We start from the raw sequence: 15,999 nt of genomic DNA, 5'->3' as shown, positions 1-15,999 counted from the left end.
GTCATCCTTCCTGGCCGTCGTCGCCGGTGAGCAGGTCGTGCAGCCGGCGGATCTCGCGCAGCAGGCCGCTGCCGCCCCTGCGGGCTGCCATGGCGCGTACCTCGGGGATCTCGCCACGCGCTCCGGACCATCCGGCCGCCGCGGCGGCGAGGGCGACGAAGTCGGCCAGGCCGTTGCGGGGGCGCTCGCCCGGCGCGGGCAGCAAGATGGGCAGGGCGGTCGCGGCGATCCGCCACACGTGCGCGTGGGCGCCACGCCGGGCCGCGGCCTCCAGCGCGGCGATCATGTCGATCATCCGGAGCTCGCCGCTGGCCAGGAGGAGCCCGGCCTGGCGGCCGACCTCCTCCGCGGGCAGCTCGTCCCGCGCGGCGCTCTCCAGCAGGACGTCGACCGACTCGGGCATCCGCGGGTCGCCCAGGACCCGGGCGAGGACGACCGCGAAGGCCGTCCCGACCGGCCCCTCCGCGCGGGCGAGCGCGCGGGCCTGCTCCGGCCCGACGGTGTCCTCGCCCCAGAAGCGCCTGAACACGCATGGCATGAGGTACGCGGCGGCGACCTCGCGGTGGGAGGGCAGCGTCGAGGGCCACCAGGCCCGGTGCTCTGCGTCGCCAGAGTGTTCAGGGACGCTGAGCATCAGGTCGACCAGCGGCAGCCCGGTGGGCGCGGCGGTGGCCGACGGCACCAGGCGTACGTCGTGGTCGTGGCTGCGGTCGTGCCAGTCGTGGCCTTCGCCTTCGTCGCCGCACCGCCACTCGAGCTCGACCGTGACCTCCGGGCAGGTCCACCCGGCGACGATGCGGCCCGCGCCTGACGTCAGGCGCGCGGCCCGCCGCACGGCCTCGGGATCCGGGGTGCGCGGCAGGCGCAGCAACGCCTGCTGGAGGTCGGCGGCCAGCGGCTTGGCCCCGGCCGCCTCGATCACCTCCAGCCGCCGCACGAGCTCGGCCGCCGCCACGTGCCCGGTGCTGTGCGTGGGCGTGGCCAGTAGCAGCGGCGGCAGGGTGTCCTCCTCGACGGCCCGCAGGATCTCCGCCGCGCGATGCAACAGCAGCAGGAGCGGGGCGGCCCGCCGGGTCTTCGGCATGTAGCGCAGCCAGGCGCGCTGGGCGGCCGCGGTCGCGGTCAGGGCACGCATGGCACCCTCAAGCCACTGCTCGACCCGTTCCCAGCTCTCCTCCCGGTATATCCAATAGGGCCCGCCGATCAGCCGGGGCCGCAGCTCCGCCGCCAGGCCCGCCCGGTCGCGGCCGGCGAGCGTGACGAACCCGGCGAGCAGCCGTTCCCAGGTCTTCCAGGAGCGGTCCGCCTCCGTCGTCAGCTCCTCGATGGACTCGATCGGAGGCGGGAAGGCGACGGCGCGTTCGGGCGCCGCGGGCAGCGGCGGCGGCACGAACGCGGGCTCGCCCTCGGCCACGCTGCCGCCCGCGAAGGCGGTGGCGGCCCGCAGGCCGAGGTGGGGCGGGAGCAGCTCGATCGCCTCGCGTACGGTGGCGCGCCCCTCCTCGGTCATGCGGCCGGCGTGGGCGACGGCCAGCTCGACGGCCTTCTCCTGCAGTTCGGCCGAGTCGGCGGCGAACGCGCCGGCCAGCGGCGCGGCGACCAGGCCGGCCAGCTCGGGCGCGCGCCGCACGGAACGGTCGAGCCACGACATCCCGGCGCGCACCAGCTTGCGCTCGGGGCGGAACAGCAGCGACTCCCACGCCTCGGCCAGGTCGTCGGCGGTGAGCTCGCCGCAGGCGCGCAGGCGCTTGACGGCCAGCTCGGCGACCGGGCCAGGGGAGGCGGGCAGCAGGCGCAGGTAGTCGCGGGCGCGGGCGGCCGCCTCGGCGGGCGCGGGATCCAGCGCCTCGTGCAGGCGTACGAAGAAGCGCAGGTCGATGGCCGTGCCGCCGAGCAGGAAGCGGCGCACGCAGCCGTCGATCAGCGCCTCGCGCTTCACCCGGCCCGACTCGGCTGCCGCCAGCAGCGCCCGCAGCCAGCCCTTCCCCGACGCCTTCTCCCACTGGAGCACCCGGCCCACCCCCTGGGCCTCGAACAGGCGCGGCAGCAGGTGGTCGAGCAGCGGGTCGGCGGACAGGGACGACCTCGGCTCGCCGCTCACCCAGCCGGCCACCAGCGGATCGTGCGGCGGCGGCTCGATGCCGGTCTCGCGCAGCAGGGCCAGGGCGAGCGCCATGCCGCGGTCGTCGGGCACGCGCATGCGCAGCACCAGCCGCTCGGCCAGGTCGGCACGCCAGGCGGCCGGCCGGTCGGCCAGCACCCCGAGGACGAGGTGGACGTCGGAGTCGGGGCCGTCCCACTGCGGCGCGAAGTCGCGCCGGTAGAGCCAGGACGCCACGGCCGCCGCCCCGCCGAGGGTGCCCGCGCCCGCCACCCGCAACGCGCTGCCGTGGGCGACCAGGCCGTCGTCCCATCGGTCGAACCGGGCGCGCAGCTCCTTCAGCAGCTCCGGTAATCGGGCCGCGACGTCCTTGCGGGCCTGCTCGTCCAGCCCCTTGACCCGCTCGGCGAGCCGGTCGGCCTGGCAGGCCACGATCAGCTTCTCGATCTCTCCCCAGTGATCCACAGCGGGGACACTAACCAGCGCCGCCGACACTTTTGGCCAGGTATTAAATCAGTCGCTTGACTTACCTACTGCCACCTGATTGGCTGACATGGAGGGGCCGACTCGGGGAGGTCATGTGGGTCAAGGATGCGGTGAGAGCCGCGCCGCTGTCGGCTACCACTTCGGCACGAAGACCGACCTCGTACGCGCGATCGTGCGCAGGCACACCGAGCGGATCGAGCGCAAAGGAAGCCGGCGATGACCGAGATCCACGAGTTTCCCATGGCCAGAGCGGCGGGCTGCCCGTTCGACCCGCCGCCGCCCCTGCGCACCCTGCAGGAGGAGGGGCCGCTGGCCAAGGTCAGGTTGTGGGACGGCAGCACCCCGTGGCTGGTGACCACGTACGCCGAGCAGCGGGCGCTGCTGGCCGACCCCAGGGTCAGCGCCGACGTCACCCGCGCCGGCTACCCGATCCAGGCACCCCGCATCGGCGCCGGCGGCACGATCAGCTTCATCATGATGGACGACCCCGAGCACGCCCGGCTGCGGCGGATGGTGCAGGCCCAGTTCACCGTCAGGCGGACGGAGTCCCTGCGCCCGGCCGTGCAGAAGATCGTGGACGACCTGATCGACGACCTGCTGGCCGGCCCGAAGCCGGTGGACCTGGTGGAGGCGTTCGCGCTGCCGGTGCCCTCGCTGGTGATCTGCGCGCTGCTCGGCGTGCCGTACGCCGACCACGACTTCTTCCAGGAGAACAGCAAGACCGTCATCAGGCGCAGCGCGACGCCCGAGGAGCGGGCCGCCGCCGGTGCGAGGCTGTTCGAGTACCTGGACTCCCTGATGGGCGACAAGCTCGCCGACCCGGCGGACGATCTGCTGTCGAAGCTGGCCGAGCGGGTCAAGGCCGGCGAGCTGACCCGGCAGGAGGCCGCCCAGATGGGCGTGCTGCTGCTGATCGCCGGGCACGAGACCACCGCCAACATGATCGCCCTCGGCACGCTCGCCCTCCTGCGGCACCCGGGCCAGCTCGCCCTCCTGCGCCACAACGACGACCCGCGGCTGGTCGCCAGCGCGGTGGAGGAGCTGCTGCGCTACCTCAACATCACCCACAGCGGCCGCCGCCGGGTCGCGCTGGCGGACATCGAGATCGGCGGCCAGGTCATCCGCGCCGGCGAGGGGATGATCATGGCCAACGACATCGCCAACCGCGACCCCGCGATCTTCCCCGACCCCGACGAGCTGGACATCCGCCGCGACGCCCGCCGCCACGTGGCCTTCGGCTTCGGCGTCCACCAGTGCCTGGGCCAGCCGCTGGCGCGGATGGAGCTGCAGGTGGCCTACAGCACGCTCTACCGGCGCGTCCCGTCGCTGCGGCTGGCGGCGGAGCTGGAGCAGATCCCCTTCAAGCACGACGGCCAGGTCTACGGCGTCTACGAGCTGCCCGTCACCTGGTGACCCGCCGGCGCCTGCTCAGCGGCAGAAGGGCGCCATGCCCATGACGGACTTCACGCCGCCGAGCAGGTGCTGGACGAAGTACTGGTCGCCGTCCAGCGGCTCGTCGGTCCACGCCTTGACGTCGTGGCCGAGGGTCGTGAGCCAGGCCCTGCCGCCGTCGTAGTACTGGCACCAGCTGACCGGATGGTCGCCGCCGTGTCCGGGGTGGCCGAGGTTGCCGCGCACGCCGCGGGCCAGCGTGCTCTCGTCCACCTTGGCCAGGACGCGGACGCGCGTGGGGAACGGGACGAGGTTGTACCACTCGTCGCTGAAGGCCCAGCGCTGCGGCAGCCCCTGGGTGGAGGCGTCGCGCCGGTCGGCGGTGACGACGGTGCCCGGCTGGTTGGCGGCGTGGTCGTAGAAGTTGGCGTTGCCGAGCAGCCCTTCGTACCAGGGCCAGTTGTACTCGGTGCCGAAGGCGTTGTGCACGCCGACGAACCCGCCCCCGGCCCGGATGTACTGCCGCAGCGCGGTCTGCGCCGCGTCGTCGAGGGCGTCCCTGGTGGTGCTGAGGAACATCACCGCGTTATACGGCAGCAGCCGCCCCGCCGAGGACAGCTGGGCGACGTCCTCGGTGTAGTCGACGGCGAAGCCGTTGTCCTGGCCCAGCTTGAGCACGGCCTTGATCGCGACGTTGTCGTCGTTGAGCGGCGGGTTGAGCCCGGGACCGAGCGGGGTGCCGAGGTGGGCGTGGCGCGGGCCGGCGGTGCGGCTGTAGACGAGCAGCCGGTAGCCCTTGGCGGGGTCGAAGTTGCCCCAGTCGTGGTAGCAGCGCGGGTCGGTGCCGCGGCAGACGCCGTAGTCCGGATCGCCGAGGTTCTGTGCCGCCTCGCGTGAGGCGGCGGAGCTGGGAGCGGTGGCGGTGAGCAGGAGTGCCGCCGCGCCGGTTAGGGCGGCGACCGACAGTTTGCTACGCATGGGCACCTCGCACTTCGATCCACTAGACGGATCGGCTGGTCCACTACGAGGTTTGAGCGTAGCCATCGCCCCGGCATCGGACAAGCTCTTGCCTTCACGATCGGCCGAGGCTTATGGTGCGTCCGTCATACGGATCTATAGGTCCATCTAGCGGACCACTGAAGGTGTGGTGCCAGTGGAACGACGCAACTTCCTCATCGGCGCGGCCGCGGCGCTGACCACCGCCGCCACGGTCGCGGAACCCGCCACGGCCGCCACGGAACGCCAGCCGGCCTCCCTCGGCGTCGCCGGCAAGGACTTCCCCAAGGTCTGCGGCAACCTGGGCAACCACAACCACTCCCCGCTCAAGCAGATCACCGCCAGGAACCTGAGCCGCCTGGGCGGCGCCTGGCACGTCAACCTCGAGGGCGGCAGCACCGCGGCGCACCAGCAGAGCACCTGCGTCGTCGAGAACGGCGTCCTGTACGTGCAGACCACGCAGCAGAACGTCTTCGCCGTGGACGGCCGCACCGGCGCGATCAGGTGGAAGACCAACCTCGGCACCAGGCAGACCAACATGCGCGGCGTCGCCCTCGGCGAGGGCCTGGTCTTCTCCACCTCGGGCGCCAACATCGTCTACGCCCTGAAGAAGGAGACCGGGCAGGTCGTCTGGCAGCGGCAGCTCATCACCGACGACGAGGGCGGCGGCGACACCGGCGGCTGCGACCCGCAAAATGGCCAATGTGGCGGCCTGACCGGCACCCTGGCCGGCGCCGTCGTCTACCACGACGGCCTGATCTACGTCGGCATGCAGGGCAGCACCGGCGGCGCGCGCGGCCGGGCGTACGCGCTGGAGGCCGCCACCGGCGAGGTCGCCTGGACCTTCTGGGCGTGCCCCGGCGAGGGCCAGTTCGGCAACGACACCTGGGAGGGCGGGTCCTGGAAGACCGGCGGCGCGGTGCCGTGGATCCACCCGGCCGTCGACCCGGAGCTGGGCCTGGTCTACTGGACGTTCGGCGGCTCCTACCCGCGCCTGGACGGCTCCGGCCGGGGCGGCGACAACCTGTTCGCCAACTCGATCGTGGCCATCGAGGCCAGGACCGGCAAGCGCAGGTGGCACTTCCAGTCGGTGCACCACGACATCTGGGACCTGGACAACGTCATGGCTCCGGTGCTGGTGGACATCAAGGTCAAGGGCAGGACGCGCCGGGCCGTCGTCTACGGCAGCAAGGCCGGCATGTTCTACGTCCTCGACCGGGAGAGCGGCGAGCCGCTGCACGGCGTGGAGGAACGCCCCGTGCCGCAGGACCCCCGGCAGAAGACCGCGCCGACGCAGCCCTTCCCCGGCGGTGAGCCGTTCATCACGCAGGCGCCCGAGTTCGACAAGGCGACCAGGCCGGTGCCGTTCTACGCCTGGGGCGGCCTCTACACGCCGCACTGGGACCGGGCCACGATCATCTTCCCGGGCGCGGGCGGCGGCGCGGACTGGGCGCACCTGTCGTACAACCCGCACACGGGCTGGATCTACGTGGGGTACGGGCTGATCAACTCCGGTTTCTCCAACACCCACGACGGCCGGGTCAACACCTCGCGCCCGCTGGGCGAGTACTTCGCGGGCGGCATCGCGGCCGTGGACCCGCGCACCAACAAGCCGGTGTGGACCCTCGACCGCGAGTGGTCGCTGGCGCACGGCAACGGCATCCTGACCACCGGCGGCCGGGTGATGTTCCAGGGCGGGCCCGACGGGCTGCTGCACGCCATGGACGACACCGACGGCCGGATCCTGTGGAGCTTCCAGTGCGGCGCCGGCGTGCACACCAGCCCGATCAGCTACGAGATCGACGGCGAGCAGTACGTCGCGGTCCTGGCCGGCGGCAACGGGCTGCCGTATCCGGACATCCCGCGCGGCGACCACCTGTGGGCGTTCAAGCTGGGCGGCAAGGTGCCCCCGGCGGCCACGCCCACGCCGCCCAGGAAGCGCAACGACATCAGGGCGGCGGCCGTGGCCGGCACCACCGTCACGCTCGGCCGGATCTGGGACGCCGCCAACCAGCGGCCCGGCGCGACCGAGAACACCGTCGCCCAGAACGCCATGTCACCCCAGCACCTGCGGGTGCCGAAGGGCACGACGGTCACCTTCGTCAACCCGGCCGACAACAGGTCCGCGCACGCCGCCGTGTCGTTCTTCGAGTACGAGTTCGACAGCGGCGTGCTGATGCCCGGCCAGTCGTTCACCCACACGTTCGGCGCCGCGGGCGAGTACTTCTACAACGACGCTATCTTCCCGCAGAACACCGGCAAGATCGTCGTCTACTGACGGCGCTCAGGCGAGGGGGTGGTCGAAGCCGCGTTCGGACATGCGCTTGGCCACCTCCCGCAGGTCCGCGGCGAACTCCGCCACGCGGTCGTCGCCGAAGCGCACCGTCGGGCCGCTGAGCGTCAGCGCCGCCACGGTCGCCCCCGAGCCGCTCGTCACGGGCACGGCGACCGCCGACAGGCCGGGCTCGCGCTCGCCGTGGCTGGCCGCGTAGCCGTCGCGCGCCGCCTGGTCGATCCACTCCCGCAGGGTGGCCGTGTGGGACTCGCCGTACGGGGAGGAGCGGGCGACCCGGGCCAGCAGCCGCTCGGGGGCGTCCTTGAGCAGGATCTTCGAGGAGGCCCCCGCCCACAGCGGCAGCTCGTCGCCGACCCGTACGACGTGGCGCAGCGGCTGCGGGCTCTCCTGCTGGGCGATGCAGACGCGGTGGACGTCGCGCAGCACGTACAGGTTGACGGTCTCCCGCTGCCGCGCGCCGAGCTCGCGCATGAGCTGGACGGTCTCCGGCGGCAGCTCCCACGCCGAGCGGGCCAGGTGCGCCCACCGCCACAGGGCGGGACCGGCCGCGTAGCCCTTCGGCGTGCTCCACAGCAGCCCCATGTGCTCCAGGGTCTGCAGCAACCGCAGCGCCGTCGTCTTGGCCAGCCCGGTCTCCTCGACGACCTCGCGGATGGTCAGCGTGCGCCGCTCCTCGGTGAGCAGCGACAGGATGTCGAACGCCCGCTGGACGCTGCGCACGCCGCCGCTCTCACCGGACTCTGCGGGAAGGTTGGAAGGCACGGGTCCTCACTTGTGGGTAGAAGGTGAACCTGCTGCCCACCTTCTCATGCGGTCCACAGGCTACCACTCGGTCCGCTTGATGGTCCATCTGATCCGCTATGTGGATCAGGGTCTTGCCAGAACCCGTACCGTCCTCATACCGTGAGGCCATCCACAGTGCGGTTCAGGCGAACCGCTTAGCGGATCCATGGAGCCGCCATGAACGCAATCCACGACACCGGCTGCCTGGTCGCCGGCCAGTGGCTCACCGAAGGACCGCGGGCCGAGCGCGTCGGCCCCTACGTCCGCCAGGTCGTCAGCCGGGCCAGAACGGCGCAGGCCGACGACGTCACCGCAGCTCTTGATTACGCCCGGCGCTCGGCCAGGGCGATCGCGCGGCTGGCCCCGGCCACCCGCGCGGACATCCTGGAGCGCGCCGCCGCCGCGATCAGCGAGCGCGGCGAGGAGTTCGCCCGCCTCCTCGCGCTCGAACTGGGCAAACCACTCAAGGACGGGCGCGGCGAGGTGCTGCGGGTGGCCGACACGCTGTCCGTCGCGGCGGCCGAGGCCAGGCGGATCGGCGGCGAGGTGCTGCCGGTGGCCGGCTGGGCGCGCGGGGTCGGCAACACCGCGCTCACCCAGCGCGCCCCGGCGGGGCCGGTGCTGGCGATCACGCCGTTCAACGCGCCCACCAACCTCCTGGCCCACAAGCTCGCCGCCTCCTTCGCCGCCGGCAACACGACCATCGTCAAGCCGCCGCCGCAGGCCCCGGCCGTCTCCACGGCGCTGGTCGAGCTGCTGCTCGACGCCGGCATGCCGGTCGAGGCCGTACAGGTCCTGCACGGCGGCGGCGAGGTGGGCGCGCGGCTGTGCGCGGCGCCGGAGATCGCCGTGGTGAGCTTCACCGGCGGCGTCGCGGCCGGGCATGCCGTCGCCCACGCCGCCGGGCCGAAGCGGGTGCTGCTCGAACTCGGCGGCAACGCCGCGACCATCGTGTGCGAGGACGCCGACGTCGCCGAGGCGGCCCGGATCTGCGCCCGCACCGGCTACAGCAACTCCGGCCAGAGCTGCATCTCGGTGCAGCGCGTCTACGTCCAGCGCTCCCGCTTCGACGACTTCGCCGACGCCCTGACCGGCGAGGTGAAGGCGCTGGCCGTGGGCGACCCCCTCGACCCGGCGACCGACGTGGGCTCGATGGTGGACGACGCCGCGGCCGAGCGCGTGGTCCGCTGGAGCGCCGAGGCCGCCGGGGCGGGTGCCCGGATCACCGCGGGCGGCAGCCGCGACGGGGCGGTGATGGCGCCCACCGTCGTGGTCGCGCCGCCCCGTGACGCGCGGGTCGTCAGGGAGGAGGTGTTCGGCGCGCTGGTGGCCGTGCTCCCCTACGACGGCTTCGACGAGGTGATCGAGGAGTGCAACCGCAGCTCGTACGGGCTGCAGGCCGGGATCTTCACCCACGACGTGCGCCGCATCCTCACCGCCTGGCGGGAGCTGGAGGTCGGCGGCCTGATCGTCAACGGCTCCTCCAACTTCCGCCTCGACCACGTCCCGTTCGGCGGCGTGAAGGACTCCGGCATCGGCCGCGAGTCGCCCCGCTGGATGATCGAGGACTTCACCGTGACCAAGACCCTCATGCTCAAGGGGCTGACCATCTGGGGAGACCAATGACCGACACGGCGGCCCACGCGCTCGTCGCGCAACTGGAGGAGCTCGGTGTCGAGTACGTCTTCGGCACCTGCGGACACACCAACATCGCGGTGCTCGACGCGCTGGCCGACAGCTCCATCCGCTTCGTCATCGCCCGCCACGAGCAGGCCGCCGCGCACGCCGCCGACGGCTACGCCCGCGCCGGCGGCAAACCGGGCGTGCTGCTCGTCCACGTCGGCCCCGGCCTGACCAACGCCGCCACCGGCGTCATGACCGCCGCGCTCGACTCGGTGCCCCTGGTCGTGGTCTCCGGCGACATCCCCTCCTACTACCGGGGCCGCCACCCGCACCAGGAGATCAACCTGCACGCCGACGGCGACCAGGCGTCGGTCTTCCGCCCGTTCGTCAAGCGGGCCTGGAACGTGCACCGCGCCCAGGACCTGGGCCGGGCCGTGGAGCGGGCCTTCTGGACGGCGCGGTCGGGACGTCCGGGCGCCACGCTCGTCAACGTGCCGATGGACGTCTTCTCCCGGCCCGCGGCGCCGTACCCGCCGATCAGCCACGCGGCGCCGCCCGGCCTGCCCGAGGCGAGCGCCGAGCTGATCGCCGCGACGCTGGCGGCGGCCGAGCGACCGCTCGTCTACATCGGGGGCGGCCTGCGCGAGGAAGCCGACGCGCTGATCGCGCTGGCCGAGCACCTGGACCTCCCCATCGCGCACTCGCTCATGGCCAAGGGCACCGTGCCCGACGCCCACCCGCTCGTGCTGGGCATGACCGGCTTCTGGGGGCTGGAGCTGACGAACGCCTACGCCCGGGAGGCCGACGTCGTGCTCGCCCTGGCCACCCGCTTCGCCGAGACCGACGCCAGCTCCTGGGATCCCCGCTTCACCTGGGATTTCTCCGGCGCGAGCACGCTCATCCAGATCGACATCGACCCGGCCGAGCTCGGCCGCAACTACCCGGTGGCGATCGGCGCGGTCGCCGACGTGGGGCTCGCGGTCAAGGCGCTGGCCGACGCCGCCAAGGCCCACCCCGGAGCCGACCGGCCGGAGCTGCGGGAGAAGATCCGCCAGGCCAGGAGGGGGCTGTTCGCGGCGAGCAGGGAGCGCGGCCGGAGCGAGGACTTCCCGCTGCGGCCCGAGCGCATTCTGGCGGACCTGCGGGAGGCGATCCCCGCCGACGCGGTGCTGGTCACCGACGTGGGCTGGAACAAGAACGGCGTCGCCCAGTGCTACGAGCTGCCGCCGCAGGGGCGGTTCATCACCCCCGGCGGGGCTTCCACCATGGGGTTCGGCCCGGCGGCGGCCGTGGGCGTGCAGCTGGCCCGGCCGGAGCGGACGGTGGTCGCGCTCATCGGCGACGGCGGCATGAGCGCGCAGTTGCCCGCCGTGCCGCTCGCGGTCGAGCAGGGCGCCCCCGTGATCTTCGTGGTGATGAACAACAGGTCGCACGGCACCATCTCGGACCTGCAGGCGGCCCACTTCGGCCGCAGCCACGGCTGCGACTTCACCGACCCGGCCGGGCGGCCCTACAGCCCGGACTTCGCCGCGCTCGCCGTCGCGTGCGGCGCCGACGGCCACACCGTCACCACGCCCGCCGGGTTCGGCGCGGCCCTGCGCGCGGCCGTCGCGAACCGGCGCCCCGCGGTCATCGACGTCCCGATGGTGAACGAACCGGTGCCGACACCCGGCCACTGGAACATCAAGGACATCTATCAGGGGATGTTCTCCGGCTGAAACCGTTGCGCGTTCGATATTTCCTCCGCATCCGTGCGGCGCTATAACGAACGTACTAGTCCGTGAATTAACTCTCTCACCTACCCCCAGAGGTGAATCGTGAGATCTCCGATCCTCGCGGCCGCGTTCATCCTGCTCGCCGCCTGCGCCCCGCCCGGACAGTCGAACCAGTCAGGCGCCGGCGCCACCGGCCCCATCAAGATCGCGAACGTCAACGCCCAGAGCGGGCAGCTCAGCTCGCTCGGCCAGTGGGAGCACAAGGGCGTGAAGCTGGCCGTCGACGAGGCCAACAAGGCCGGCGGCGTCAACGGGCGGCAGATCCAGCTCGACCTGTTCGACAGCCAGGGCGACCCGACCGTGGGCACCAACCTGGCCAGGAAGATCGCCGGCGAGGGCTACGTCGCCATGCTCGGCACCGCCGAGAGCGCGGTCACCCTGGCCATGGCGCCCATCCTCAAGGACGCCAAGATCCCGAACATCACCTCGGGCCAGTCGCCCAAGCTCGCCGAGCTGAAGAGCCCGTTCCTCTTCCTCAACGCGCCGACCAGCGTCACCTTCGACGAGACGCTCGCCAAGTACCTGGTCGACGAGAAAGGGCATAAGAAGATCGCGCTGATCAGCAACAACGGCGCCTACGGCAGCGGCGAGCACGACGCCTTCCTCGCCGCCCTCAAGACCAGGAACCTCACCCCGCCGGCCGACGAGGTCGTCACCCCCGACCAGAAGGACTTCAACGCCAACCTCGCCAAGATCCGCGAGAAGGACCCGGAGGTGCTGTTCATCGGCGCCGAGGAGGTCCAGTCGGGGCTGATCGCCAAGCAGGCCCGCGAGCTGGGGCTCAAGGCCGTCTTCGCCGGCGGCGCCCCGATGGGCACCGACGTGTACGCCACCACGGCCGGGCTGAAGAACGCCGAGGGCTCCATCGTCAGCTCCCCCTACCTGAGCAACGACGCCAGCGAGGCCATCAAGGCGTTCGCCGCCAAGTACAAGGCCGCCTACAACGAGGAGGCCCGGATGCACGTCGCCAAGGCGTACGACGGCGCGTCGATCCTCATCGAGGCGCTCAAGCAGACCAACGGCGAGGGCGGGCAGAAGCTGGCCGACGCCATCCGCGGCGTCAAGCGCGCCGGGCTGCTGGGCGACTACGACTACGACGCCAACGGCGTCGGCATCCACACCACCAAGATCGGCCTGGTCAAGGACGGCAAGGTCGTGCCCGAGGCCGCGAGCTGACGTGCAGGTATTCCTCCAGACCCTGATCGGCGGGGTCACGTTCGGAGCGGTGTACGCGCTGGTGGCGATGGGGTTCTCGATCGTCTACCGCACCATGGGGCTGGTCAACTTCGCGCACGGCAGCGTCGTCATGATCGGCGCGTACGCCGCCTCCACCTTCTACCTGGCCAGCAAGCTCCCCTTCGCCGTCGCGATCGTCGTGGCCATCGCGGTCACCGGCCTCATCGGCCTGGTGATCGAGCGCTTCCTGCGCCCCCTGGAGAACAAGGACTTCACGCTGATGCTGATCGGCACGATCGGCTTCGGCGCCGTCCTGGAGGCGGGGGCGGTCCTCGTCTGGGGGGCCACCGGCCACGCCGTGCCCTCCCCCGTCGCCACCGAGCCGATCGACCTGGCCGGCGTCCGCATCCCCACGTACAACGTGCTCGTGATCGCGGTCGCCGCGGCGGCGACCGGACTGCTGGCGCTGTTCCTGCAGCGCACCAAGCGCGGCGCGGCCATGCAGGCGGTCGCCATGGACCACCAGGCCGCCACCGCGGTCGGCATCCACGTCGGGCGCAGCAACGCCATGGCCTTCGCCATCGGCGCGGGCCTGGCGGCGCTGGCGGGCAGCCTGGTCGGGCCCATGCTGTACGTCAACCCGACCATGGGCGGCACCCTGGGCATCAAGGGCTTCGCGGCCGCCATGCTGGGCGGCTTCGGCAGCATGCCCGGCGCGATCGTCGGCGGGCTGGCCTTCGGCCTGCTCGACTCGTTCGCCGCGGGCAACTTCCAGGAGTACTCGGAGCTGGTGACGTTCCTGGTGTTCGCCGCCGTGGTCATGATCCGCCCGACCGGCATCTTCGGAGAGGCCACGGTGAACCGCGCATGAGACGTCTGGCCTGGCTCGTCCCCGTCGCCGTGGCCGCCTGGCTGCTCCCCTACGGCCTGGGCGGCTACTCGATGCACGTCGCCGACGTGGCGATCATCTTCGCGATCCTGGCCGTCGGCCTCGGCCTGACCATGGGCGTGGCCGGGCAGATCAACCTGGCCCAGGTCGCCTTCTTCGGCGTCGGCGCCTACACCGTGGCCATCCTCACCACGCAGGCCGGCTTCGGCTTCTGGAGCGCCGCGGTCCTGGCGGTGCTGGCCGCCGCGGTCTTCGGCGCGCTCGTGGGGGTGCCCGCGCTGCGCATGCAGTCGCACTACCTGGGCATCGTGACGCTCGGCCTGGCCCTGGCCTTCACCAACTGGGTCACCAACGCCACCGTCGCGGGCCGCGCCGAGGGCATCAGCGACCTGCCGGTGCCGCCGATGTTCGGCCTCGACCTGTCCAGCGGCTACCTCTTCTACTACGTCGAGCTGGTCGTCTTCGCGCTCGCCCTGGCCTTCGCCCTGCTGGTCACCCACTCGCCGCTGGGCCGCCGGCTGCGCGCCATGCGCGACGACGACCTCGCGGCGGGCGCGCTGGGCGCGGAGATCCCGCTGCTGCGCATGACCGCCTTCGTGCTGTCCGGCCTGTACGGCGGCGTCGCGGGCGTCCTGTACGCCGGGCTCATCCGCTTCGTCGCGCCCGAGTCGTTCAACATCGCCAACATGTTCCTCCTGCTCGCCATGGTGATCATCGGCGGCCGGAGCAGCATCCTGGGCTGCGTCGTCGGCGCCGTCGCGCTCTCCCTGGTCAGGGAGGCGCTGCTGGACGCCTCCGCCTACGCCCAGCTCGGCTACGGCCTCGTGGTCGTGCTCGTGGTGGTGTTCGCGCCCCAGGGCCTGGCCGGGCTGCCGCGCCAGTTCCTGCGGCGCCGCCGCGACGGCTCGCGCGCCCAGCTCGGCCCCTTCCAGCCGTACGAGGCCGCCGCGCCCGCCCCTTCGGACGGCGACGTGCTGGAGGTCCGGGAGGTGACCAAGCGGTTCAAGGGCCTGGTCGCGCTCGACGGGGTGTCGCTCACCGTGCCCGCCGGGCAGATCCGCGGCGTCGTGGGGCCCAACGGCTCGGGCAAGACCACGCTGTTCAACGTCATCAGCGGCTTCTACACGCCCACCCAGGGGTCGGTGCGGCTGCGCGGGCGCGACGTGACCGGGGCGGCGCCGTACCGGCTGTCGCACCGCGGCGTGGCCAGGACCTTCCAGAACCTGCGCCTGTTCGAGGACCTCAGCGTGCGCGAGAACCTGCTCGTCGGCCTGGACCGCACTCCCACCACGTGGATCTGGCGCTACCCGGGCCTGCCCTGGAAGGTGCTGGGCTACGAGCGGGAGCTGCGGGAGCGGGCCGGGGAGCTCATCGAGCGGTTCGGGCTGGCCGAGGTCGCCGACGCCGAGCCGCGCTCGCTGCCGTACGGGATCCAGCGGCGCATCGAGCTGGCCCGCGCCATGGCCATGCGGCCCGGCCTGCTCCTGCTGGACGAGCCCGCCGCCGGGCTCAACGGCGAAGAGGTGCGCCGGCTCGGCGAGATCGTCCGCTCCATCAGGGACTCCGGCGTGACCGTCGTGATCATCGAGCACAACATGGGCCTGGTCATGTCGCTGTGCGAGCAGGTCACCGTGCTGTCGGGCGGCCGCGTCATCGCCGACGGCCCGCCGGCCGAGGTCGCCGTGCACCCCGACGTCGTGGCCGCCTACCTCGGCGACTCGATGACCGCGCCCACTGCCGAGGAGGCCACCCGTTGAGCACGCTCACCGTCGAGAACCTCTCCGTCCACTACGGCGGCGTACGGGCCGCCCACGACGTCTCCTTCACCGTCGAACCCGGCCAGTCGCTGGGCATCATCGGCGCCAACGGCGCGGGCAAGACCTCCACCCTCAAGGCCGTCATGGGCCTGGCGCCCCGGCAGGCCGGCGCGATCCGCTTCGGCGGGCACGACCTGCTGCGCGCGCCCGCGCACACCCTGGTGCGGCACGGCATCGGCTACGTGCCCGAGGGGCGGCACGTCTTCCCCGGGCTGAGCGTCGAGAAGAACCTCCTGCTCGGGGCCTACACGCAGAGCTGGAAGCGGACGCCGATCGACGAGGTGTACGAGGTCTTCCCGGTGCTCCGCGAGATGCGCCACCGCCTGGCGGGGGCCCTGTCCGGGGGTCAGCAGCAGATGCTGGCCGTCGGGCGGGCGCTGATGTCCCGCCCCAAGGTGATGCTGCTGGACGAGCCCTCGATGGGGCTGTCTCCGATCCTCGTCGCCGAGATCGCCGCCGTGCTCAAGCGGCTCAACGCCGACGGCCTGGCCATCCTGCTCGTCGAGCAGAACGCCAAGCTCACCTTCGACGTCACCACGACCTGCCTGGTGATGGAGAACGGCGAGATCGCCGCCACCGGCACCTCGGCCGAACTCCGCGACGACCCCCAGGTCCGCCGCATCTACCTCGGCCTGTGACCCCGGCCGCGGCGCCCCGCGTCCGGG

The 15,999-nt window shown here is 72.4% G+C and carries 11 protein-coding genes and 1 pseudogene; 9 read left to right on the top strand and 3 right to left on the bottom strand.

Annotated features, from left to right (window positions below; all coding sequences use genetic code 11):
* Window position 1 precedes the first annotated feature (1 nt).
* Window positions 2–2,566 (bottom strand): DUF7824 domain-containing protein, encoded by a 2,565-nt coding sequence (locus tag H4W80_RS01505; RefSeq protein ID WP_192783395.1) that lies wholly within the window; start codon window positions 2,564–2,566, stop codon window positions 2–4.
* A gap of 118 nt (window positions 2,567–2,684) precedes the next feature.
* Between H4W80_RS01505 and H4W80_RS01500 the strand changes: the two are divergent.
* Window positions 2,685–2,789, top strand: a pseudogene (locus H4W80_RS01500) (TetR family transcriptional regulator); the annotation flags it as partial.
* A 14-nt stretch (window positions 2,790–2,803) separates the two neighbouring features.
* Window positions 2,804–4,000, top strand: coding sequence for a cytochrome P450 (locus H4W80_RS01495; protein ID WP_192783394.1), 1,197 nt, complete (start codon window positions 2,804–2,806; stop codon window positions 3,998–4,000).
* Between the two features lie 15 nt (window positions 4,001–4,015).
* On the opposite strand, the gene H4W80_RS01490 is transcribed toward H4W80_RS01495, so the two are convergent.
* Window positions 4,016–4,957: a ThuA domain-containing protein gene (locus H4W80_RS01490; protein WP_192783393.1), complete on the bottom strand. Its 942-nt coding sequence runs from the start codon at window positions 4,955–4,957 to the stop codon at window positions 4,016–4,018.
* Window positions 4,958–5,132: 175 nt separating this feature from the next.
* Here H4W80_RS01490 and H4W80_RS01485 point away from each other — a divergent pair, with 175 nt between their 5' ends.
* A complete protein-coding gene (locus H4W80_RS01485) occupies window positions 5,133–7,253 on the top strand; it encodes an outer membrane protein assembly factor BamB family protein (protein WP_192783392.1) in 2,121 nt (706 codons plus the stop codon).
* Window positions 7,254–7,259: 6 nt separating this feature from the next.
* On the opposite strand, the gene H4W80_RS63305 is transcribed toward H4W80_RS01485, so the two are convergent.
* Entirely contained in the window at window positions 7,260–8,033 is a 774-nt protein-coding gene (locus tag H4W80_RS63305; RefSeq protein WP_318786657.1) for an IclR family transcriptional regulator, read from the bottom strand.
* A 198-nt stretch (window positions 8,034–8,231) separates the two neighbouring features.
* Here H4W80_RS63305 and H4W80_RS01475 point away from each other — a divergent pair, with 198 nt between their 5' ends.
* The 6 genes from H4W80_RS01475 to H4W80_RS01450 all read left to right on the top strand — a co-directional run bounded on the left by H4W80_RS01475 (window position 8,232) and on the right by H4W80_RS01450 (window position 15,972).
* Window positions 8,232–9,680 (top strand): aldehyde dehydrogenase family protein, encoded by a 1,449-nt coding sequence (locus H4W80_RS01475; RefSeq protein ID WP_192783391.1) that lies wholly within the window; start codon window positions 8,232–8,234, stop codon window positions 9,678–9,680.
* Window positions 9,677–11,395, top strand: coding sequence for a thiamine pyrophosphate-binding protein (locus tag H4W80_RS01470; protein WP_192783390.1), 1,719 nt, complete (start codon window positions 9,677–9,679; stop codon window positions 11,393–11,395). Before H4W80_RS01475 ends, H4W80_RS01470 begins: the two co-directional genes overlap by 4 nt.
* 99 nt (window positions 11,396–11,494) lie before the next feature.
* Window positions 11,495–12,628 carry an ABC transporter substrate-binding protein gene (locus H4W80_RS01465; RefSeq protein WP_192783389.1) on the top strand — a complete coding sequence of 378 codons (1,134 nt, stop codon included), beginning with the start codon at window positions 11,495–11,497 and terminating at the stop codon, window positions 12,626–12,628.
* A gap of 1 nt (window position 12,629) precedes the next feature.
* On the top strand, window positions 12,630–13,499 hold the full coding sequence (locus tag H4W80_RS01460) for a branched-chain amino acid ABC transporter permease (RefSeq protein WP_192783388.1): 870 nt from the start codon (window positions 12,630–12,632) through the stop codon (window positions 13,497–13,499).
* Window positions 13,496–15,274 carry a branched-chain amino acid ABC transporter ATP-binding protein/permease gene (locus H4W80_RS01455; protein WP_192783387.1) on the top strand — a complete coding sequence of 593 codons (1,779 nt, stop codon included), beginning with the start codon at window positions 13,496–13,498 and terminating at the stop codon, window positions 15,272–15,274. The genes H4W80_RS01460 and H4W80_RS01455 overlap by 4 nt, the downstream gene beginning before the upstream one ends.
* A complete protein-coding gene (locus tag H4W80_RS01450) occupies window positions 15,271–15,972 on the top strand; it encodes an ABC transporter ATP-binding protein (protein ID WP_192783386.1) in 702 nt (233 codons plus the stop codon). The genes H4W80_RS01455 and H4W80_RS01450 overlap by 4 nt, the downstream gene beginning before the upstream one ends.
* Window positions 15,973–15,999: the final 27 nt, after the last annotated feature.

It is taken from the genome of Nonomuraea angiospora, from assembly GCF_014873145.1.
GTDB lineage: Bacteria > Actinomycetota > Actinomycetes > Streptosporangiales > Streptosporangiaceae > Nonomuraea > Nonomuraea angiospora.
This window is presented reverse-complemented; position numbering and strand designations above follow the sequence as displayed.

Excerpts from the sequence above, each read along its gene's own strand:
- H4W80_RS01455 (WP_192783387.1), top strand. The coding sequence starts at position 13,496 with ATGAGACGTCTGGCCTGGCTCGTCCCCGTCGCCGTGGCCGCCTGGCTG.
- H4W80_RS01495 (WP_192783394.1), top strand. The coding sequence starts at position 2,804 with ATGACCGAGATCCACGAGTTTCCCATGGCCAGAGCGGCGGGCTGCCCG.
- H4W80_RS01490 (WP_192783393.1), bottom strand. The coding sequence starts at position 4,957 with ATGCGTAGCAAACTGTCGGTCGCCGCCCTAACCGGCGCGGCGGCACTC.
- H4W80_RS01470 (WP_192783390.1), top strand. The coding sequence starts at position 9,677 with ATGACCGACACGGCGGCCCACGCGCTCGTCGCGCAACTGGAGGAGCTC.
- H4W80_RS01475 (WP_192783391.1), top strand. The coding sequence starts at position 8,232 with ATGAACGCAATCCACGACACCGGCTGCCTGGTCGCCGGCCAGTGGCTC.